The organism is Streptomyces sp. LN549 (assembly GCF_043203805.1).
Taxonomy (GTDB): Bacteria; Actinomycetota; Actinomycetes; order Streptomycetales; family Streptomycetaceae; genus Streptomyces.
The window spans coordinates 4,590,965-4,611,879 of record NZ_JAZHRI010000002.1 but is presented as its reverse complement, the minus strand read 5'-3'; the positions used below and the strand labels follow the sequence as shown (position 1 = coordinate 4,611,879).

20 protein-coding genes and 3 tRNA genes are annotated in these 20,915 nt (G+C 69.0%); 11 read left to right on the top strand and 12 right to left on the bottom strand.

The genetic code is table 11. The annotated features are described in order from the left end of the window. Window positions 1–34 precede the first annotated feature (34 nt). Window positions 35–109 (top strand) — tRNA-Asp (locus SH922_RS20795). A gap of 140 nt (window positions 110–249) precedes the next feature. Then, the gene (locus SH922_RS20790) at window positions 250–945 is read left to right on the top strand and encodes a DUF6274 family protein (protein ID WP_393059405.1); all 696 of its coding nucleotides are present in this window, start codon (window positions 250–252) and stop codon (window positions 943–945) included. A 514-nt stretch (window positions 946–1,459) separates the two neighbouring features. Here SH922_RS20790 and bldC read toward each other — a convergent pair. Together bldC and SH922_RS20780 are read right to left on the bottom strand one after the other, a co-directional pair. Beyond that, window positions 1,460–1,666, bottom strand: a complete 207-nt coding sequence (gene bldC / locus SH922_RS20785) for a developmental transcriptional regulator BldC (RefSeq protein WP_003949541.1) — start codon at window positions 1,664–1,666, stop codon at window positions 1,460–1,462. A gap of 512 nt (window positions 1,667–2,178) precedes the next feature. Further along, window positions 2,179–3,024, bottom strand: coding sequence for a hypothetical protein (locus SH922_RS20780; protein ID WP_393059404.1), 846 nt, complete (start codon window positions 3,022–3,024; stop codon window positions 2,179–2,181). Between the two features lie 174 nt (window positions 3,025–3,198). Between SH922_RS20780 and SH922_RS20775 the strand changes: the two genes are divergently transcribed. Both SH922_RS20775 and SH922_RS20770 read left to right on the top strand, forming a co-directional pair. Further along, on the top strand, window positions 3,199–4,290 hold the full coding sequence (locus SH922_RS20775) for a Leu/Phe/Val dehydrogenase (protein ID WP_393059403.1): 1,092 nt from the start codon (window positions 3,199–3,201) through the stop codon (window positions 4,288–4,290). 379 nt (window positions 4,291–4,669) lie between these two features. Next, the gene (locus tag SH922_RS20770; protein WP_030979949.1) at window positions 4,670–4,927 is read left to right on the top strand and encodes a DUF3073 domain-containing protein; all 258 of its coding nucleotides are present in this window, start codon (window positions 4,670–4,672) and stop codon (window positions 4,925–4,927) included. A gap of 182 nt (window positions 4,928–5,109) precedes the next feature. On the opposite strand, the gene purM is transcribed toward SH922_RS20770, so the two are convergent. Together purM and purF are read right to left on the bottom strand one after the other, a co-directional pair. Continuing rightward, window positions 5,110–6,183, bottom strand: a complete 1,074-nt coding sequence (gene purM / locus SH922_RS20765) for a phosphoribosylformylglycinamidine cyclo-ligase (RefSeq protein WP_393059402.1) — start codon at window positions 6,181–6,183, stop codon at window positions 5,110–5,112. 60 nt (window positions 6,184–6,243) lie between these two features. Continuing rightward, window positions 6,244–7,770: an amidophosphoribosyltransferase gene (gene purF, locus SH922_RS20760; protein WP_350988101.1), complete on the bottom strand. Its 1,527-nt coding sequence runs from the start codon at window positions 7,768–7,770 to the stop codon at window positions 6,244–6,246. 519 nt (window positions 7,771–8,289) lie between these two features. Here purF and SH922_RS20755 point away from each other — a divergent pair. Next, a complete protein-coding gene (locus SH922_RS20755; RefSeq protein WP_362540389.1) occupies window positions 8,290–8,382 on the top strand; it encodes a putative leader peptide in 93 nt (30 codons plus the stop codon). Window positions 8,383–8,838: 456 nt separating this feature from the next. Next, window positions 8,839–10,293 (top strand): sulfatase, encoded by a 1,455-nt coding sequence (locus SH922_RS20750; protein ID WP_393059401.1) that lies wholly within the window; start codon window positions 8,839–8,841, stop codon window positions 10,291–10,293. Between the two features lie 25 nt (window positions 10,294–10,318). Here SH922_RS20750 and SH922_RS20745 read toward each other — a convergent pair whose 3' ends face one another. The 8 genes from SH922_RS20745 to purS all read right to left on the bottom strand — a co-directional run bounded on the left by SH922_RS20745 (window position 10,319) and on the right by purS (window position 17,862). After that, complete coding sequence (locus SH922_RS20745; protein ID WP_393059400.1) at window positions 10,319–11,197, bottom strand: META domain-containing protein; 879 nt, start codon at window positions 11,195–11,197, stop codon at window positions 10,319–10,321. A 37-nt stretch (window positions 11,198–11,234) separates the two neighbouring features. Beyond that, window positions 11,235–12,035 (bottom strand): sterol carrier family protein, encoded by an 801-nt coding sequence (locus SH922_RS20740; RefSeq protein WP_393059399.1) that lies wholly within the window; start codon window positions 12,033–12,035, stop codon window positions 11,235–11,237. 66 nt (window positions 12,036–12,101) lie between these two features. After that, window positions 12,102–12,740, bottom strand: a complete 639-nt coding sequence (locus SH922_RS20735) for a TetR/AcrR family transcriptional regulator (RefSeq protein ID WP_393063641.1) — start codon at window positions 12,738–12,740, stop codon at window positions 12,102–12,104. Between the two features lie 303 nt (window positions 12,741–13,043). Continuing rightward, entirely contained in the window at window positions 13,044–13,913 is an 870-nt protein-coding gene (locus SH922_RS20730; RefSeq protein WP_393059398.1) for a M23 family metallopeptidase, read from the bottom strand. Window positions 13,914–14,006: 93 nt separating this feature from the next. Continuing rightward, entirely contained in the window at window positions 14,007–14,555 is a 549-nt protein-coding gene (locus tag SH922_RS20725; RefSeq protein ID WP_393059397.1) for an ArsR/SmtB family transcription factor, read from the bottom strand. Between the two features lie 123 nt (window positions 14,556–14,678). Next, window positions 14,679–16,928 (bottom strand): phosphoribosylformylglycinamidine synthase subunit PurL, encoded by a 2,250-nt coding sequence (gene purL / locus SH922_RS20720; RefSeq protein ID WP_393059396.1) that lies wholly within the window; start codon window positions 16,926–16,928, stop codon window positions 14,679–14,681. Beyond that, a complete protein-coding gene (gene purQ / locus SH922_RS20715) occupies window positions 16,925–17,605 on the bottom strand; it encodes a phosphoribosylformylglycinamidine synthase subunit PurQ (RefSeq protein WP_393059395.1) in 681 nt (226 codons plus the stop codon). The genes purL and purQ overlap by 4 nt, the downstream gene beginning before the upstream one ends. After that, on the bottom strand, window positions 17,602–17,862 hold the full coding sequence (gene purS / locus SH922_RS20710; RefSeq protein WP_030929711.1) for a phosphoribosylformylglycinamidine synthase subunit PurS: 261 nt from the start codon (window positions 17,860–17,862) through the stop codon (window positions 17,602–17,604). The genes purQ and purS overlap by 4 nt, the downstream gene beginning before the upstream one ends. A 384-nt stretch (window positions 17,863–18,246) precedes the next feature. On the opposite strand from purS, the gene SH922_RS20705 reads away from it, so the two are divergent. From SH922_RS20705 to SH922_RS20685, 5 genes are all read left to right on the top strand, one after another. Next, window positions 18,247–18,582, top strand: coding sequence for an Lsr2 family protein (locus tag SH922_RS20705; protein ID WP_393059394.1), 336 nt, complete (start codon window positions 18,247–18,249; stop codon window positions 18,580–18,582). Between the two features lie 165 nt (window positions 18,583–18,747). Further along, window positions 18,748–18,819 (top strand) — tRNA-Gly (locus SH922_RS20700). Window positions 18,820–18,899: 80 nt separating this feature from the next. Beyond that, window positions 18,900–18,972: transfer RNA gene (locus SH922_RS20695), tRNA-Gly, on the top strand. A 183-nt stretch (window positions 18,973–19,155) separates the two neighbouring features. After that, complete coding sequence (locus tag SH922_RS20690; protein WP_393059393.1) at window positions 19,156–20,100, top strand: ABC transporter ATP-binding protein; 945 nt, start codon at window positions 19,156–19,158, stop codon at window positions 20,098–20,100. Continuing rightward, window positions 20,097–20,906 (top strand): ABC transporter permease, encoded by an 810-nt coding sequence (locus SH922_RS20685; protein ID WP_393059392.1) that lies wholly within the window; start codon window positions 20,097–20,099, stop codon window positions 20,904–20,906. The genes SH922_RS20690 and SH922_RS20685 overlap by 4 nt, the downstream gene beginning before the upstream one ends. The last annotated feature ends 9 nt before the right edge of the window (window positions 20,907–20,915 follow it).

Below are 20,915 nucleotides of genomic sequence, written 5' to 3'. Positions count from 1 at the left end.
TTCGCAGCCAGCCGCAAGGCAGCCGCGAAAACCTGGTCCTGTGGAGCAGTTTGGAGTGCTCGCCACCCTGTCAAGGTGGAGGCCGCGGGTTCAAATCCCGTCAGGACCGCAGTAACGAAAGCCCGGATCCCCTGGATCCGGGCTTTCGTGCGTCTTGACTCCGGTGTCCGCCGACGAGTACTCAGAAACCAAGGGCCGCCCCTGGTTTTCCCGGTCGGGGCGGCGCGCATCCACCGGGAGGTGGCGCGGATGGCGGTATCCACGGGCGAGGGCTTGCAGCCGGACCGGTCCGGCGCCCGCGAGCCGGTCGGGGCCCTCGTCGTGCCGGCCCAAGTCCCGGGCCCTGCCCCGGCCCCGGCACCGCTTCGCAGGCGGACGCCGCGGCACGAGATCCACGCCCTGCTGCGCGCCCACCTGGCGGCGGCTTCGGCCTATCGCCACCTCACTCGGCACTGCGCGGTCTGCGCACGGTTACTGCGGCTCGCCATGGAGCCTCTGGCGGCCTCCGGACCGCCGGAACGAACGGCGGAACCCGTGGCGGCCCCCGAAGCCCTGGAACAGACCGCACGGCCCGTGAAGCGCCCCGGGCCGTCGGAACGGGCCGTGGGGCCCGCGAACGCCCTCACGCTGCCGGGACGGGCCATGGAGCCCGCGATGACCCCCGGGCCGCCGGAACAGCCGGTGGAGCCCCCGGCCGCCTCCACGCAGCCCGGACGGGCGGCAGAGCAGCCCGAAGGGCGGCAGAAGCCCTGGACGGGCCCCGGAGCCCCGCACGAGGCCGTCGAGCCGTCGGATACGACCCTCGCGAGGCTGTCCGACCGCCCACAGGCGCCGGCCCGTCACACCCCCGCATCCGCTTCGACGCCGCCCGGCAGCGCCGGAATGGGCTCCGGAGACCGGCGCGACCCCACATGGGCACAGGACGAAAGTCCTCCCGCCACGTGACCAATGGCTTGGCCTTCCGCTCCACCGCAGTGGCAGGCTCGTACTTGGCAAGACTCATGCCATGTGACGGGTGTCACCGAATCAGTTTTCAGAAGGTGTGGCTTTACACCCTTCCTACAACTGGCGAATTTAATATGTGCAATTGCACCCCTCGGCAGGGGCGCCCCGAGGAGCCCCCGCCCCGCCCTCATCCACCCTTCACGGGGCCAGGGTGCGCGACCCCTCACAGAGACGAGAGCGTCCGCACGAGCCCGGTCCGGAGCCGACCGGACGCCCGGTTTCCAGTGGCGCAAGACGGGCAGGCGGACACCAGGGAAGCCATGGGCATCGACGCCGGCCGCGCACACAAAAAGATCGCGCTGGACCCGGCGGAGTCCAGCGCGATCTCATGACGACACCCGTATGGCACAGGTATGGCGCCCGTTGGGGCGGGCGCCCGTCATATGGAGCTATGGGTGGGCTATGCGGGTTGGGGGACCCAAAAGCCCAGTTGTGACGCGGCGACAGGGGTATGTCAGGCCTCGCTGCGCTGCTGCGGAATACCCGCAAGCAGTGCGCGGACCTCTGCCTCGCGGTACCGGCGATGTCCACCGAGCGTGCGGATGGACGTGAGCTTGCCTGCCTTGGCCCAACGGGTAACCGTCTTCGGGTCCACGCGGAACATCGTGGCAACCTCAGCCGGGGTCAGCAGCGGCTCGGCATCAGGGGTGCGAGCGGTCATGAGCGGCCTCCTCGGGAGAACCGAACCATCTCGGTTCTTTCCTCTAAATTCTGCACCTTGACCCGCGTTGCCCGAAATGGCGGACGCGGGCCGAGTCGGTTATAGGACGAACGGCTTGTCCTCGGCACTACAACTACACCATCCGTCCAGCCACGTCGGCCAAACCGATGGAATTGCCCTCCCAGGTGTTCATCAGCGACGGAAGCCGATGGACCATGCCATAGCGGACAGTCACACCACCGTGACGATCAGTCACAGAGCGATCAGGAGTCATCAGACCCCCCATAGAGTGCAATGCTGAGCATTCCGCCCTTACTTGGACGGATGGAGTCCTCCCCGGACTCCTTGTCCTATTTTGGCACGAGGAGTAGGGAAGGACGCAAGAGCCCCGTAAGTGCTATCCATCACGCTTGAGGCAAAGGCCCGGTTCGGGACGTAGGTCCCACGACCACTGGGGTACGGTTCCGCCTCTTCACCCTCACGTGTCACACGGGTCACAGGTTCATGGATCATCAGTTCGCGAACTGGCGGTCTCTCACGGCCCTCCAGCGCTCCGCAAGACGGGCATACGCCTCGCTCGCCCCCTCGGCGTCCCCGGCACCCAGCGCCGCGATGCCCTCCGCCACATCTGCGGCACTCCGGTCGCCGGCGAGCTGCTCCGCCGGCAGGGCGTGCACCAGCCCGCCGTAGTCCAGCTCCACGAGAGCGCGCGGATGGAACTCCTCCAGCCACCGCCCGACGTCCACCAGCCCCTCGGTCAGCGGACCGTCGTCCATGGACTCCCGCAGCGTCTTCAGCCCCCGGGCCAGCCTGCGCCGCGCCTGGACCATCGGCGTCCGGTACCGCAGCAGGGGTGGCTCGCCGCCCTCTCCCGCTTCCCGGTACTCGCGCTCCTCGTCCGAGAACAGGACGAACCAGCGCACCGGGACCTGCCAGACCGCCGTCCTGATCCACGGCCGGGCATCCGGATTGCGCTCCGCCCACCGCTCGTGGTCGGCCACTGCCTGCCCGCGCACCACCGGCGGCAGCACCGCGTCGAGGACCGCACCGGGGAACATGTCCGCCAGCCCGTCCAGCGCCAGCCACCCGCGCAGCCGGGTCCGCCACGGGCAGACGCACACCACGCCGTCCACCTCGGCGACGAACGCGTCGGCGCTCTCGTGTGCCGGCACGCCGACCGGCGGGGTCGCCGCCAAGTCGGCCAGGGAACGACGCAGTTCGTCCTGGGCCGTGGGAATCTGCCCGCGGCCCGCATAGCGGGCCCAGTGGGCACGCTCGGCCTCCGGGAAGGCCGCCAGTGGCTCGTACACCCGGAGGTAGGACGCGTAAGGGACGAGCACTGAAGACACCACCGACATGCAGCGATCGTGTCACGCCCGTACTCCTGTAGGGGGTGATCCTCAGCACTGGAACAGATCTGCGTGCTTCGAGGAATTACGCTCTTGCCCGGACGGACCGGGCGTGCCGGTCTGTTCGGGCCCTCCCCACCGTCAGGAGGGTCCTCCGCCGCTTCGTACTTGGGAGTCACCACAGTGACCGATGTGACCGGCGCGCCTGTCGATGTACTGCACACCCTGTTCCATTCGGATCAGGGGGGACACGAACAAGTCGTGCTCTGCCAGGACCTTGCCACCGGCCTCAAGGCCGTCATCGCCATCCACTCCACCGCTCTGGGCCCTGCCCTGGGCGGTACCCGTTTCTACCCGTACGCCACCGAGGCCGAAGCCGTCGCGGACGCGCTGAACCTGGCACGCGGCATGTCGTACAAGAACGCCATGGCCGGTCTCGACCACGGCGGCGGCAAGGCGGTCATCATCGGTGACCCCGAGCAGATCAAGACCGACGAACTCCTGCTGGCCTACGGCCGCTTCGTGGCTTCGCTCGGCGGGCGCTACGTGACGGCCTGCGATGTCGGCACGTACGTCGTTGACATGGACGTCGTGGCGCGCGAGTGCCGGTGGACCACCGGCCGCTCCCCCGAGAACGGCGGCGCCGGCGATTCCTCCGTGCTCACCGCGTTCGGCGTCTTCCAGGGCATGCGGGCCTCGGCCCAGCACCTCTGGGGCGACCCGACGCTGCGTGGCCGGAAAGTGGGGGTCGCGGGTGTCGGCAAGGTGGGCCACCACCTCGTCGAGCACCTGCTGTCGGACGGCGCCGAGGTCGTGATCACGGATGTGCGGGCCGAGTCCGTGCGCCGGATCACCGAGAAGCACCCCGAGGTCGCCGTCGCGGCCGACACCGAGGCGCTGATCCGTACCGAGGGTCTGGACATCTACGCGCCGTGCGCGCTCGGCGGCGCCCTGAACGACGACACCGTTCCGGTGCTCACCGCCTCGGTGGTGTGCGGCGCGGCCAACAACCAGCTCGCGCACCCGGGCGTCGAGAAGGACCTGGCGGACCGCTCGATCCTGTACGCACCCGACTACGTGGTGAACGCGGGCGGTGTCATCCAGGTCGCGGACGAGCTGCACGGCTTCGACTTCGACCGGTGCAAGGCGAAGGCGTCGAAGATCTTCGATACGACGCTGGCTATCTTTGCGCGTGCGAAGGATGACGGCATTCCGCCGGCCGCCGCCGCCGACCGGATCGCCGAGCACCGGATGGCCGAAGCCCGCCGTCGCTGAGCGCGCCGCCCGTGGCCGTACCCGAGTGCTACGGCTGCCCGGCCGAACGCCCCGGCAGCCGTAGCCGAGTGCGCCGGTGGCCCTGCGGGGCGTCATACCGGCGTGCGGCCTGCCGACCCGCCGACCGGCGAGACAAGACTCACTCCGGTCGGCGGGTCGCACGCCAATAAGAGGTTAAAATCGCAGTTGACCAGCGAGGACACGCTCCTCGCGGGTCCTCTTCCGGGGCACGTGATGCGGGCGGCGTACCGTATGGCCGCGGAAGCAGGTACCGTTAAAGCACTACAGGCACGGTCTCTCTGCCGAGAGTCCGTTCTGAAACATGAACGCGTGTCAAGACTCTGGGGCCGTCGAGCCCCGTCACCGAGGGGGTCGAGCCATGGGGCGCGGCCGGGCAAAGGCCAAGCAGACAAAGGTCGCCCGCCAGCTGAAGTACAGCAGCGGCGGGACCGACCTGTCGCGTCTGGCCAATGAGCTGGGCGCATCGCCTTCGAGTCAGCCACCGAACGCAGAGCCGTTCGAGGACGACGACGAGGAAGATGACCCGTACGCACAGTACGCGGATCTGTACAACGACGACGATGACGAGGATGAGGACGACCAGTCCGGTCCGTCGTCACAGCGCCGCGGCGCTTGACCTCGCGCTGACACATCAACCCGGTCCGGGCCTGTCCCGGACCGGGTTCTGTGCTGTCCCGGTCCGGAGCCGATGCGGCGTCCGGCCGCCGGACGGACCTTTCGGCCCGCCCGGCATTCCGTTCGATTTCCCGCAGCTCGCCGGCCGCCTGGGTGAGCGCGTCCGCCGGACCGCTCCCGGGCTCAGCGCGCGTACGTGCCCACGAGCTCCGCGCCCGTCGTGTGCGCGCCCCGGTCCGTGATCTCGCCGGCCACCCAGGAGTCGACCCCGCGGTCGGCCAGGGTCGTCAGTGCGGCGTCCACCGATTCGGCAGGGACGATCGCGATCATGCCGACGCCCATGTTGAGCGTCTTCTCCAGCTCCAGCTGCTCGACCTGACCGGCCTTGCCCACGAGGTCGAAGACCGCGCCGGGCGTCCAGGTGGAGCGGTCCACCGTCGCGTGCAGGGAGTCCGGGATGACCCGGGCCAGGTTGTTGGCGAGACCGCCGCCGGTGACGTGGCTGAAGCCGTGCACCTCGGTCGTACGGGTCAGCGCCAGGCAGTCCAGGGAGTAGATCCTGGTGGGCTCCAGGAGCTCCTCGCCGAGTGTCCGGCCGAACTCCTCGACCTGGCGGTCCAGCGTCCAGCCGGCCCGGTCGAAGACGACGTGGCGGACGAGCGAGTACCCGTTGGAGTGAAGACCGGACGACGCCATCGCGATGACGGCGTCACCCTTGCGAATACGGTCCGGGCCCAGCAGCCGGTCGGCCTCGACCACGCCCGTGCCGGCACCGGCGACATCGAAGTCGTCCGCGCCGAGCAGGCCGGGGTGTTCGGCGGTCTCGCCGCCGACCAGGGCGCAGCCTGCCAGCACACAGCCTTCGGCGATGCCCTTCACGATGGCCGCGACACGCTCGGGATGCACCTTGCCGACACAGATGTAGTCGGTCATGAAGAGCGGCTCGGCACCGCAGACGACGAGGTCGTCCACGACCATGCCGACGAGGTCGTGGCCGATGGTGTCGTACACGCCCATCTGGCGGGCGAGGTCGACCTTCGTGCCGACGCCGTCCGTGGCGGAGGCGAGCAGCGGACGCTCGTAGCGCTTGAGTGCCGAGGCGTCGAAGAGTCCGGCGAAGCCGCCGAGGCCGCCAAGTCCTGCGACCTCGGGGCGCTGCGTCTTCTTCACCCACTCCTTCATCAGCTCTACGGCGCGGTCGCCGGCCTCGATGTCGACGCCCGCTGCCGCGTAGGAAGCACCTGTTGTCTCAGACATTGCCTGGGATCTTTCGTGTGGAAATACGGGGCTGGTGGGAAGGCTGCCGAACGGTCCGGATCACGGACGGCGCAGCGCGTCGGCCGCTGCGGTCGCCGCAGGGCCTGCCGCCAGCTCGGTCTCCAGCAGCTGCTTGCCGAGCAGCTCCGGGTCCGGAAGCTCCATCGGGTACTCGCCGTCGAAGCAGGCGCGGCACAGATTCGGCTTGTCGATCGTCGTCGCCTCGATCATCGCGTCGATCGAGATGTACGAGAGCGAGTCGGCCCCCATCGACGTGGCGATCTCGTCGACGGACATGCCGTTGGCGATCAGCTCGGCGCGGGTGGCGAAGTCGATACCGAAGAAGCAGGGCCACTTCACCGGCGGGGACGAGATCCGGATGTGGATCTCGGCGGCACCGGCCTCGCGGAGCATCCGGACGAGTGCGCGCTGGGTGTTGCCGCGGACGATCGAGTCGTCGACGACCACCAGTCGCTTGCCCTTGATGACTTCCTTGAGCGGGTTCAGCTTGAGGCGGATGCCCAGCTGCCGGATGGTCTGGGACGGCTGGATGAAGGTACGGCCGACGTAGGCGTTCTTCACCAGTCCGGCGCCGAACGGGATGCCGCTGGCCTCCGCGTAACCGATCGCGGCGGGAGTGCCGGATTCCGGTGTCGCTATGACCAGATCGGCCTCGACCGGGGCCTCTGCCGCCAGCCTGCGGCCCATCTCCACCCGGGAGAGGTAGACGTTGCGCCCGGCGATGTCGGTGTCGGGGCGGGCCAGGTAGACGTACTCGAAAACGCAGCCCTTGGGCTTCGCTTCTGCGAAGCGGGAGGTGCGCAGGCCGTTCTCGTCGATGGCGACGAGTTCGCCCGGCTCGATCTCGCGGACGAAGCTGGCGCCGCAGATGTCGAGGGCGGCGGACTCGGAGGCCACCACCCAGCCGCGCTCCAGCCGGCCGAGGACCAGCGGGCGGATGCCCTGCGGGTCACGGGCCGCGTAGAGGGTGTGCTCATCCATGAAGACGAGGGAGAAGGCGCCCCTCACCTCGGGAAGCACCTTGGTGGCCGCCTCCTCGATGGTGAGCGGCTTGCCGTCCGCGTCGGTCTGGCCGGCGAGCAGCGCGGTCACCAGATCGGTGTCGTTGGTCGCGGCGACCTGGGTGGCGCGACCGTCCTTGCGCGGAAGGTCGGCGACCATCTCGGCGAGCTGGGCCGTGTTGACCAGATTGCCGTTGTGACCCAGGGCGATCGAGCCGTGCGCGGTCGCACGGAACGTCGGCTGCGCGTTCTCCCACACCGAGGCACCGGTGGTGGAGTAGCGGGCATGACCGACCGCGATATGGCCCTGGAGCGATCCCAGAGATGTTTCGTCGAAGACTTGCGAGACCAGTCCCATGTCCTTGAAGACCAGGATCTGGGACCCGTTGCTCACTGCGATGCCCGCGGACTCCTGTCCACGGTGCTGCAGGGCATACAGTCCGAAATAGGTGAGCTTGGCGACCTCTTCGCCCGGAGCCCAGACACCGAAGACGCCGCAAGCGTCCTGGGGGCCTTTCTCTCCGGGGAGCAGGTCGTGGTTGAGTCGTCCATCACCACGAGGCACACCACCGAGTGTAGGCGAGATCGACCACTGGTCCGAATTGGGGATGCCCCGCCGGACTGCGGAAGAAGCGCCCCCGCACCCCTCTCCGCAGGCGTATGGCGGGGTGACGCGGAGTGAACACCGCTCGGTGCCGAACGAGCGGCCGTAGCCGCCTCGGGGCAGTCGTCGCCCGGATGACCGGCTGGTTACCGACGGGTTCCAGCCACGGAAGGACAGGGCGGCCGGGCCGGTTCATGGCGCTCCGTGAGGGGGCTCCTCGCGGCCTCGCACGGGGTGGCCGAACGCTCGTTTCGTGGTGAGCCTCACACCGGGTGGGCGCCAGGAGGACCGGTATGCGACCTCTTGTGACGCCTGGCTGAAGCTCTTGTGGCGTCCGGCCGAACCTCTTGTGCCGCAAGGCGGAACCCTGGCGGGGTCGCTACTGGACGCCGGGCGAAGTCGCGTGTCGATGGCAAGCCGCCGTCCGGAGTGCGAGACCGGCGTTGACAGGCGCATGACTCGTTGGCAGGCTCCTGCCCCATGCAGCCCCTCGGTGATCACACGGTCACGCTCGTGGAGCGCCGTCACGTCGATCTGGGACGTGTCTCGAGCGCCATCTGTCGCCGCGCCTGATTTCTTCGGCGTACGCGAGGGTTCCGCTTTCTCCCCGCACCCCCCTTTTCCGGCCGCCCCGGACGCCTCTGAGGCTGCCAGGCTCCGTCCTCGGCCGTCCGGTTTCGTCGTTCGGCACCCGGTTCGGCCGTCCGACACCCGATCCCGTCGTCCGACGCCCGGACTCGTCGTCCGACGGCCGGACCTCAGGGGCGGTGCGGCCTCCTCGCGCCAGGTGCGCCCTGCGCCTCTTGTACGTCCGTAGCTGTCCGGCCGGCCCGTACGGGTCCGGCCCAGTGAGCGCCCGGGTCCGGTATCCGGCTCCGTACGCCTCCGCGTCCGGGGCCGGGGCCCGTATCCGGTTCCGTGCGCCTTCTCATCCGCATCCGCGTCCGCACCCTTCCCCACTGCCGACAGGCAGGACGGGTCTCGTCACTTCCGTCGCCCTGCACGGCCGATCCCCGCCCTGGAGCAGTCATGTCAGCAGTCACACCGGCTTCAAATTCGAACAGTCGTTCCAGCAATCCGCTGACGCGGCGCGCCTTCGGGGCCGCTGTCGGCGCCACGGCCGCCACCGCTGCGGTAGGGCTGCCGGCCGCGCCCGCCGCTGCCGCCCCGGCGGAATCGGCAGCGCACGAGCAACTCTTCCGGGCCGCCCGGGGACGGCACTCCCGGCGGCCCAACATCCTCTTCATCCTCGGGGACGACCTCGGCTGGGCCGACCTCTCCTCCTACGGTTCGCCGGACATCCACACCCCGAACCTGGACCGGCTCGGCCGGCAGGGCGTGCGGTTCACCGACGCCTACGCCGGGTCCGCCACCTGCTCGCCGACCCGGTTCAGCCTGTACACCGGCCGCTACCCCGGGCGTACGAAGGGCGGCCTCGCCGAACCCATCGCGGACCGCTCGGTCGGTCTCGAACCCACTCATCCGACCCTCGCCTCGCTGCTGCGCGGTGCCGGGTACGCGACGGCACTGATCGGCAAGTGGCACTGCGGCTATCTGCCGGACTACAGCCCCACCAAGTCGGGCTGGGACGAGTTCTTCGGCAACTTCGGCGGGGCTCTGGAGTACTACTCGAAGCTCGGTCTCGGCGGCGAGTACGACCTCTACGAGGGCGATGCCGAGTACAAGGACCTGCGGTACTACACCCGCATCCTCACCGAGCGGGCGAGCGAGTACGTACAGCGCGACCACGACAAGCCGTGGCTGTTGAACCTCAACTTCACCACCCCCCACTGGCCCTGGATAGCGGAGGGCGACACGGCCGAGAGCGCCGAGATCGTCCGGAAGATCAAGGACGGCGGGCTCGGCGGACTGTTCCACGCCGACGGGGGCTCGGTCGCCAAGTACAAGGAGATGGTCGAGGACCTGGACCGCTCGGTCGGCGAGGTGCTGAAGGCGCTGAAGCGCTCCGGGCAGGAGGAGGACACCCTTGTCTTCTTCGCCAGCGACAACGGCGGTGAGCGCTTCTCGTACCAGTGGCCGCTCTCCGGCAACAAGAGCTCCCTCCAGGAGGGCGGCATCCGGGTCCCGGCCGTGCTGCGCTGGCCGGCCAGGATCGATCCGCACCAGGTGAGCGGTCTGCCGTTGTTCTCGCCCGACTGGACGGCGACGCTGCTGGAGCTCGGTGGCGCCCGGCCCGATCCGGCATACCCGCTGGACGGCGTCAGCCTGGCCGGGTACCTGCTGCGTGGCGAGCAGCCGAAGGAACGGGACCTGTTCTGGCGGGTGCGCGGGGAACGTGCGCTGCGTCGCGGCGAATGGAAGTACTACCGGGGCAAGGGCGGGGCGGATCAGCTCTTCAACCTGGCGCACGACCAGCGGGAGCAGGCCAACCGGGCCGCCGCCGAACCGGAGCTTCTGGCCGAACTGCGGGCGGCCTGGGAACGGACGGACGCCGGCCTGCTGCCGTATCCGAAGGCCTCCTGATTCCCTCCTGCTTCTCCTGCCTCTCCTACCGCTCCCGCTGTTCTTCCTCCCTCAGGGCCGCCGGGGCCTCCGGGGCCTCCGGGGCAGAGGCCGCGATTCCCTTGCCGTCCTGCGTGGTGAGGGACAGCGTGCGGTGGGCTATTCCGTAGGCCGTCCGTTTCCCGTCGAGCACGGCGAGCAGCGCGCGCTCCAGCCGCATCTCGGGGTCCGGGCACATCCTGCGGGTGGTGACGAGCGGGCCGAAGACGATGGTGGAACCGGAGACGTCCGCGGTACCGCGGAAGCTGTTGCAGCCGAGGGTGCCGTGGACAGTGCCGTCCTTGCCGAACGTGATGCGGGCCCTGTTCTCCGTACCTGCGGGCAAGGAGGAGGCGATCGAGCCGGAGACCAGGGTGGTGATCCGCCAGCGGGTTCCCGTGAGCGGGGCCGGGGGCCGCGCGGTGAGGGTGATGGTGTCACCGTTCACTGTGGTGAGGGTGAGGTTGCTGTCCGTGGCAGCAGCGGTGAGCTTGCCGCTGAAGGCGCGCGACAGCAGGGCCTCGAACCGGTGGATGCCCTGCTCGCAGCCCATCTCGGTGGTCGTGCCCGGCTCGACGGTGAGTGTGTCGCCGTCGAGCCGGACCTCGGCGGTGAACCGGTTGCAGCCGTGGTTCCCGCTTGCCCGACCCTTGGCGTCGATCTCGACATGGGCACCGGCTGGGGCGGCGGACCGCTGCCCGCCGACGGTCACCGATTCGACTCCCCAGCGGGTGCCGGTGAGGGGTGGGCCGCTCCATACGGTGCCGGTGCTGGTGCCCCGCCCGTCGCTGTCGGCGGAACCGGAGCCCGTCACCGTGCCGCAAGCGGCAAGGGCGACGAGGGCCGCGAGGGCGAGGGCGCTGGCAGCCAGGCGTTGACGGTGCATGGCCATGGGACGGTCCGCACCGGCGTTCCGGTTCCCGTCACCCCATCAGCGGCAGCAGTGCGGCAAGGTCCGCCCGTTCACCACTGGCGCTGACCTTGGCCGCATCGAGTTCCCGTGCCCATGAGGTACGCCCGCTGGCGAGCCTGATCCAGGTGAGCGGGTCGGTCTCGACCACGTTGGGCGGCGTGCCGCGCGTGTGCCGGGGGCCCTGGACACATTGGACGACCGCGAAGGGCGGGACCCGTACCTCCACCGAGCCCCCCGGCGCCTTCTCCGCCAGCGCGTCAGCAAGCAACCGGGTGCAGGCGGCGAGCGCCTGACGGTCGTACGGGACGCCGATTCCGGTCGCCTCGTTGAGGTCGTACGTGTGGACGACGAGCTCCACGGTGCGGGTGACCAGGAAGTCCCCGAGCCGCATGGCACCGACCCGAGTGGCCACCAGGCGGTCCTCGGGAGCGCCCGGCACCAGCGCCTCGAAGCGGTCGGCCACCTCTCCGTACAGGGTGTCCACATCGGGGTGTGCGGCGGCGAGCGCCACGGTGTCGTCGGCGATCCGCCCGGCCCGCCCGGCCGTGGAGAACGGCCACTCCAGCAAGGTCACCTCGGGCTTGGCAAGGGCCGGTTCGGGGAGCTCCAGGTTCCTGCTGACGTGCGAGAGCGCCATGGTCAGGTGGACGGCGAGCTCACGCACCGTCCACGCACCGAGTCCGCTCGGCCCATCCATTTGCTGGAGCGTCAGAGTGCTTACGGCGGCCCGGACATGTGCGAACTGCGCCATGACCGCGGCGCGGGTCCTGACCGGATCGTAGCGGCGGGCGCGCTTCTGGGACGGAGGCATGGAGGGGAGCCTAAGGCGTCATCCCCGGCAAAGACGGAGACGGGCCCCGATCCCGGCAGGTGCGGGTCAGGCACGGGTCGCGAAGCCGCTCAGGCCCTTCTCGAGCAAGTCGAAACCTCGCTCGGCGAGCACTGCGGCGTCCGCTGCAACCACGTCGGCCGATTCGCCGGCCAGCAGCCGCCGCTGGTTCTCGGTGATCAGTGCGTTACGGGTGCCGATCAGCTGAGCGGCCACGATGCGTGCGACGGCCGGCTCCTCGCCCTCTTCGACCAGGACCTCGATGAGCAACTCGTCGGTGCGGACGAGGAAGGCATAGGCGCGGGTGAGCAGAGCCGGCGTCTGTTGGATGAGCTGGAGGAGCCCGAGGACCACCGGTGAATCGCTCACCCCAACCGCAGGATCGCGGCTCTCGACTGCAGCCAGGAACTGGCGCCGCACGCCTGCCACCACCGACTCACCGGGGGCCCGGTCCCGCACCACCCGGGCTACATCGCCGATGTGCCGCTCCATGGGAGCGAGAACCAGATCTTCCTTGCTGTCGAAGTAGTTGAAGACGGTCATCTTCGACACGTCGGCCGCTTCCGCGATCTCCGCGACCGAGACCTGGTCGAACCCACGCTCGCCGAAGAGCCGCATGGCCTCGTCCAGCAGTCGGCGTCGCGTCTGGATCTTCTTGCGCTCGCGCAGGCCCATCCCCTCGGTCAGCATGCCATCACTGTACCAGGATGAAAGTTAGCCTTGGATGAAAATTTAACTCAGTATATTCACTCGAGAGTGCCGCCCGCTACGGCGTCACCATGCCGTTCCCGAGGAGGCCCTGCCACAACTGAAGCGATGATAGAAGCTGGCCCCGACCACACCTGGTCCTCCCCACTGATCACCGGCTGACCGTCGGCGTCTTCGCCGCCTCGACCGACATGGGCTCCGGCTGCGCCGTTCCCGTGACCCGCCTTGGCCCTGCCCCTGACCGCCCCGGCCCTGGCCACCCGACCACCTGGGCCCCCGCACTCATAAGACCTGAGCCGCGCCCGATTCCGGAACGAGACGCACGTCCGACGTTCCCCCGGCCATGAACGTCTCGCCGTTGCCGGGCACGCCGATACCGTGCCAGGTGAAGGGAATTCCGATCGCCACGCCCAGGTCCGGATCGTCCATCAGCTGGAAATGCACGTGCGGTTCGGTGGAATTCCCCGAGTTGCCGCACTCGGCGAGTATCTGTCCCGCCCGGACCGCCTCCCCCGCGCGCACCCGGAGCGAGCCGCGTCGCACATGGGCGTACATGGCATACGTGCCGTCGCCCAGATCCAGCACGAGATGGTTTCCGACAACGCTGCCCGGACCGAGCACTCCCCGCACGGACCCCTCGATCAGCATCAGGTAGATCAAGGCGGGTATGGAGTTGCGGCTGAGGTGGTCACGCCGGCCGTGCGAGGCGTGCACCACCGTGCCGTCAGCCACCGCGAGGAGCGGAGCCCCGAAGGCCGGGAAGTGGTGGTTGCGCCGGGCGACGGGCCAGAGACGGCGGAACGCCGGGCGGGAAGAGCGGCCCTCCCCCTCGGACTCGGGCTCGGCCACGATGTCGATCGCATACGTCTGCCCGTATGCGTGCACCCCGTGGCTGGGCACCTTGTCCGCCGGGCTGTTCAGCGCGGTCCACCGCCCGGACACCGGCGCCCCGACCTCCACCGCGGGCCGCGGGGCAGCCGCTGCCGCGCGAGCCTTGCGCCCGGCCGCCAGGACCAGCGCGAACGCGGCGGCCGCGGGCACCCAGGTCAGCCAGTACGGGAACGAAGCATGGACGGAGAAGCTGATGACCATCGCCAAGAAGGTGACCCAGCAGAGCCGGTAGAGCACTATGACGGACTTACGGACAGACATGACTTCCCCCTGGCTGTCGGTCTGGTCGCCGGTTTCGTCGTCGGCGCGGTCGCCGGCCTCGTCGTCGGTTGCCGAATTCTTCGCGTGTCCGCCTCAGAGCCTCGCCGCCGTGAGGACCACCAGCAGCGGCACCACCCGGGCGCCTGGAACCTCGTACCTCCCCCGCCCCTTCGTGTGCAGCCAGCCCGCGCCGGTCAGCAGACGCAGATGGTGGTAGATCTGCCCTGTCGTCCCGGTCTCGTCGAGCGCCGCGAGCTCCGCGGCCGTACGTCGGCCACCGAGGATCTCCCGCAGCAGTCGCAGCCGCACCGGGTGACCGAGCGCGGCAAACGACTCGGCGGTATCCGACCAGTCGGCGCCCGCCTCCCCGTCATGACCGTCCGCCTCGCCAAGGGCTCCGTTGCCGAGGAGCTGCTCAGTCAACGCGCCGTACTGCCACTCGTACCGCTCACCCGTCGGCAGCCGCACCGCGCCCGTGTACAGCACCCCTCCGTCTGTTGCTCCAGCCCCCGAGAGCTGCTGCTTCAGCCCCTCCAGAGCCCAGAAATCGGCCCCCGTCGGGCGCGGTGCATCCGGCCGGCCGTCGCCCACGAGCTCCTCGAGCCGCCGCTCCAGCTCCGAGACCCGCTCCTCAAGTTCCATACCCAAGGATTACGTAATTACGTAATTCCCGTCAAGAGCTAACGCCAAACCGGCACGCAGAAGCCCCCGCCCGGTCGGACCGGGCGGGGGCTTGTGCGAAGGGTGACGGACGTATCCGTCGAGTTACGCGAGCAGCGCGGGGATCGTCCCCTCGTGTGCCGTACGCAGCTCGTCCAGCGGAATGCTGAACTCGCCCTGGATTTCGATCTCCTCGCCGTCCACGACACCGATACGGGTCACGGGCAGCCCCCGCGCCCCGCACATGTCGTTGAAACGGAGCTCCTCGCTGCGCGGGATCGAGACGATCGCGCGTCCCGCCGACTCGGAGAAGAGGAACGTGAAGGCGTCCAGACCGTCCGGCACGACCAGCCGGGCACCCTTGCCGCCTCGCAGGCAGGACTCGGTGACCGCCTGGATCAGGCCGCCGTCGGAGAGGTCGTGCGCCGCGTCGATCATGCCGTCGCGGGACGCCGAGATCAGAATCTCGCCGAGCAGCTTCTCGCGGCCCAGGTCGACCTTGGGCGGCATACCGCCGAGGTGGTTGTGGACGACCTCGGACCAGGCCGAGCCGCCGAACTCCTCGTGCGTGTCACCCAGCAGGTAGAGGAGCTGGCCCTCTTCCTTGAAGGCGACCGGCGTACGCCGCGTGACGTCGTCGATCACACCGAGCACGGCCACGACCGGCGTCGGGTGGATCGCCGTGTCACCGGTCTGGTTGTACAGGGACACGTTGCCGCCGGTGACCGGGGTGCCCAGCTCCAGGCAGCCGTCCGCCAGGCCACGGGTGGCCTCGGCGAACTGCCACATGACGTCCGGGTCCTCGGGCGAACCGAAGTTCAGGCAGTCCGAGATGGCAAGCGGCTTCGCGCCGGATGCGGCGACGTTGCGGTACGACTCCGCCAGCGCGAGCTGCGCACCGGTGTACGGGTCGAGCTTCGCGTACCGGCCGTTGCCGTCGGTCGCCATGGCCACGCCGAGGTTGGACTCCTCGTCGATGCGGACCATGCCGGCGTCCTCGGGCATCGCGAGCACGGTGTTGCCCTGGACGAACCGGTCGTACTGGTCCGTGATCCAGGACTTCGACGCCTGGTTCGGCGAAGAGACGAGCCGCAGAACCTGCTCGCGCAACTCGGCGCCGTTCGCCGGGCGGGCCAGCTTGCCGGCGTCGTCGGCCTGCAGCGCGTCCTGCCAGGACGGACGGGCGAACGGGCGGTGGTAGGTCGGGCCCTCGTGGGCGACGGACCGCGGCGGCACGTCCACGATCTGCTCACCGTGCCAGAAGATCTCCAGCTGGGAGCCCTCGGTCACCTCACCGATGACGGTGGCGATGACGTCCCACTTCTCGCAGATCTCCAGGAAGCGGTCCACGTGCTGCGGCTCGACGATCGCGCACATGCGCTCCTGCGACTCGCTCATGAGGATTTCCTCGGGCGAGAGGGAGGAGTCGCGCAGCGGCACGGTGTCCAGCTCGACGCGCATACCGCCGGAGCCCGCGGAGGCCAGCTCGGAAGTGGCACAGGAGAGCCCGGCGCCGCCGAGGTCCTGGATGCCCGCGACGAGCTTCTCCTTGAAGATCTCCAGGGTGCACTCGATCAGGAGCTTCTCCTGGAACGGGTCGCCGACCTGGACGGCCGGGCGCTTGGCCGGGCCGGTCGACTCGAAGGTCTCCGAGGCCAGCACCGAGACGCCGCCGATGCCGTCGCCGCCGGTGCGGGCGCCGTACAGGATGACCTTGTTGCCGGGCCCGGAGGCCTGGGCGAGGTGGATGTCCTCGTGCTTCATCACGCCGATGCAGCCGGCGTTGACGAGCGGGTTGCCCTGGTAGCAGGCGTCGAAGACGACCTCGCCGCCGATGTTCGGCAGACCCAGGCAGTTGCCGTAGCCGCCGATTCCCGCGACGACGCCCGGCAGGACGCGCTTGGTGTCGGGGTGGTCGGCCGCACCGAAGCGCAGCGGGTCGACGACCGCGACCGGGCGGGCACCCATCGCGAGGATGTCGCGGACGATGCCGCCGACGCCGGTGGCCGCGCCCTGGTAGGGCTCGATGTACGAGGGGTGGTTGTGCGACTCGACCTTGAAGGTGACCGCGTAACCCTGACCGACGTCGACCACACCGGCGTTCTCGCCGATGCCGACGAGCATCGCGTCGTTCTCCGGGACCTTCTCGCCGAACTGCTTGAGGTGGACCTTGCTGCTCTTGTACGAGCAGTGCTCGGACCACATCACGGAGTACATGGCGAGCTCGGCGCCGGTGGGGCGGCGGCCCAGGATCTCGCGGACCCTGGCGTACTCGTCCTCCTTGAGGCCGAGCTCCTTCCAGGGCTGCTCCACGTCCGGGGTTTCGGCCGCGTGCTTGACCGTGTCCAGGCTCATGCGTTGACCAGCTTCTTGATGATCGAGGTGAAGAAACCGAGACCGTCGGTACGACCGGTCCCGATCAGCGGCTCCACGGCGTGCTCCGGGTGCGGCATCAGGCCGACGACGTTGCCCGCGGCGTTGGTGATGCCGGCGATGTCGCGCAGCGAGCCGTTGGGGTTGACGTCCACGTAGCGGAACGCGACGCGCCCCTCGGCCTCCAGCTCGTCGAGCGTGCGCTCGTCGGCGGTGTAGCGGCCGTCCATGTTCTTGAGCGGCACGGAGATTTCCTGGCCCGCGGAGTAGTCCGAGGTCCAGGACGTCTCCGCGTTCTCGACGCGGAGCTTCTGGTCGCGGCAGATGAAGTGCAGGTGGTTGTTGCGCAGCATCGCGCCGGGCAGCAGATGCGCCTCGGTCAGGATCTGGAAGCCGTTGCAGATGCCGAGAACCGGCATGCCCGCCTTCGCCTGCTCGATCACCGTCTCCATGACCGGCGAGAAGCGGGAGATGGCTCCGGCCCGCAGATAGTCGCCGTAGGAGAAGCCGCCCGCCAGGATGACCGCGTCGACCTGGTGCAGGTCCTTGTCGCGGTGCCACAGCGATACGGGTTCGGCGCCGGCGACCCGTACGGCCCGGAGGCTGTCCTGGTCGTCGAGCGTGCCCGGAAAGGTGACGACTCCGATACGAGCAGTCACTTCGACTCCTCGGCCTTCTCCACCTTCACGGTGAAGTCCTCGATCACGGTGTTGGCGAGGAACGTCTCGGCCATCTCGTGAATACGGGTGAGGGCGGCGTCATCGACCGGCCCCTCGACCTCCAGCTCGAAACGCTTTCCCTGACGTACGTCCGCGATTCCCTCGAAGCCGAGACGGGGCAGCGCACGCTGCACAGCCTGTCCCTGCGGGTCGAGGATCTCGGGCTTGAGCATGACGTCGACTACGACGCGTGCCACTGGCACTCCCGGTGTGGTGGTGTGGTGCGGCTGTTTCTCCGGGGGGTTCCCCAGACCCCCGCGGGTCCACTCAGCGTACCTGGCCAGAAATTCTACGCGGGTAGATATCGAGCGGCGCAGATCACGCCGAGATATCGACCGTGACAACAGGCGCGGAAAATCCTGCGAAAAAAATCCTCACCAGCAGCACACAAAGCCGGTTGACACGCGCAGGTAATTGGGCGGGCTTCACAATGCGGTGCTCGCCGCTGTACAAATGATTACCGGGGAAAGCAACATTGCCCCTAAACGGCCGACACCGGTCGGCCCGCATCCGCGCTCACAGCCGGAAGGCCGGCATCCACGCATGTCAGGCGCGGATGCCGTAGGAAAGGACCGATATCCGTGGCTCAGCGCGTAGTGGTCACGCTCTCCGACGACATCGACGGGGGAGCAGCGACGGAAACGGTCACCTTCGCCCTGGACGGGAAGTCGTACGAGATCGACCTCAATCCGTCCAATGCAAAGAAACTGCGCAAGTCCCTGGCGCCGTACGTGGCGGCCGGCCGCAAGCAGACAAACGCAGGCAAGCACGGCAAGGTGCCCATCTCGTACCGGCACACCTCGCTCGCGCCCGATCCTGCGGCTGTCCGCGCCTGGGCCCGCTCGCACCGGATGGAGGTACCGGCCCGGGGCCGGATCCCCAAGAAGGTCTACGAGGCGTTCCAGGAAGCGAGTTGAGCGGACGCGCGGTGACGGCCGGTCGGCCGGCGGGCACCGGACTGCCCGTCACCGGCCACCCGGGCGACGCCACGCCGGAGCCGACTTGCGCGACACCCCCGCAGGTCGGCTAGAGTCTGGAGCACGCCGAGGGGCCAGGCCGCAAAGCCAAACCTCGCGCAGCGTGCGGGTGTAGTTCAGTAGTAGAACATCCCCCTTCCAGGGGGAAGGCGCAGTGTGCAATTCCTGTCACCCGCTCTGCATCACTCTTCTCAACCACTCCGGTGGATCGGGTAGAGTAGTGCTCGCTCCACCGGTGAGAGCCGAGTGGCTGCAATGCGGACGTAGCTCAGTTGGTAGAGCGCAACCTTGCCAAGGTTGAGGTCGCCAGTTCGAACCTGGTCGTCCGCTCTTGATCGAAGGCCCCGGTCGATTTCGACCGGGGCCTTCGTCGTATTCCATTCCTGGCCATATCCACCTCCTGCCCCCTTCATCTATGCCCCTTGTCATGAGCCGTGACGCATGACGTTTGTCATGGGCAGCGATGACAGCTCGCACTGCTCCTGGTCCCGTCCGGACGGGAGCCTTGTGTCCATGACCAGCGACGAGATTCCCCGTGACTGTGTGATCGAGGTAGACGACGTCCGGCGCAGCTACGCGGGCGGCTTCGAGGCCGTGGCCGGCATCTCCTTCTCCGTGGCACGCGGCGAGCTGTTCGCCCTGCTCGGGACCAACGGTGCCGGAAAGACGTCCACCGTCGAGCTCCTTGAGGGCCTGGCGCGGCCGGACGGCGGCGCGATACGGGTTCTCGGTCACGACCCGCACGCCGATCGTGCCGCCGTCCGGCCGCGCATCGGCGTGATGCTTCAGGAGGGCGGCTTTCCGTCCGACCTGACCGCGGCCGAGACCGTGCGGATGTGGGCGGGCTGCACCAGTGGTGCCCGGCCGACCGGCGAGGCACTGGATCTGGTGGGGCTCGGCCACCGGGCCTCGGTCCGGGTCAAGCAGCTCTCCGGCGGTGAGCGGCGACGGCTGGACCTCGCGCTGGCCCTGCTCGGCCGTCCCGAGGTGCTCTTCCTCGACGAACCGACCACCGGCCTCGACGCCGAGGGGCGACGCGACACCTGGGAGCTGGTGCGAGGGCTCAAGCAGGACGGCATCACCGTCCTGCTGACCACGCACTACCTGGAAGAGGCCGAGGCCCTGGCCGACCGGCTGGCGATCATGCACCGGGGCCGGATCGTGTCCACGGGCACCACCGCCGAGGTGACGGCCGCCCGCCCGGCCCGGATCCGGTTCGAGCTGCCCGAGGGAGTCGCGGCGGGGCAGCTGCCGCTGAGCCTGTGCGCCGCGGCCGAGGGCCACCGGATCGAGATCCGTACCCACCGGCTCCAGGAGTCGCTCACCGAATTGCTGCGTTGGGCAGCGGAGTCTGATGTTTCCCTGACCGGGCTCGATGCCCGGTCTGCCTCCCTCGAAGAGGCATTCCTCGATATCGCCAAGTCCGCGGCCCAGACCGAAGAGGTGACCGTGTCATGACGACCGCAACAACCACTGCGCCCGCTCCGGCGGCCCGGACCAGGACAACGGCCCGAGGACGCCTGATGGCTCTCGGACGAGCCGAAATGACCCTGCTCGCCCGCAACAGGACGGCCGTCGTCGTCGCGCTGCTGGTGCCCTCGGCCATGATCATGGCGATGAAGTCGACGTTCGAGCAGGTGGACCTCGGCGGGACCGGACTGACCGTCGCCGGAGCAGCACTCACCGGCGGCATCGGAACGGTGCTCATCCAGGCCATCTACATGAACATGGTCGCCGCCTACGTGGCGCGGCGCGAGGACCTGGTCCTGAAGCGGCTGCGTACCGGCGAGATAGGCGACGGCGAGATCCTGACCGGAACCGCACTGCCGTCGGCCGCCCTGGCCCTGACACAGTCCGCGCTGATCGTCGTGACCGGTACGGTCTTCTTCGGCCTCTCCGCACCGCGACGGCCCGACCTGCTCCTCGCTGGACTGCTGTTGGCCGTGGTGCTGTTGACGGTGCTGGCCGCAGCCACCTCCATAGTGACGCGCACCGTGCAGACGGCGCAGCTCACCACGTTGCCACTGTTCCTCGTCTCGATGATGGGCTCGGGGCTCTTCATCCCCCTGGAGATCTTCCCCGACCCGCTCGCGTCAGCCTGCGAGTTCCTTCCGCTGACCGGAGTGATGACACTCGTGCGGTCGGGCTGGCTGGGCGTCCCCGAAGGCGCTGACCTGCTCGGAGCGGCACTGACCGGACTGGTCTGGACGGCGCTCGCGGTGTTTGCTGTGCAGCGGTGGTTCCGCTGGGATCCGCGACGGTGAGGGAGGCTG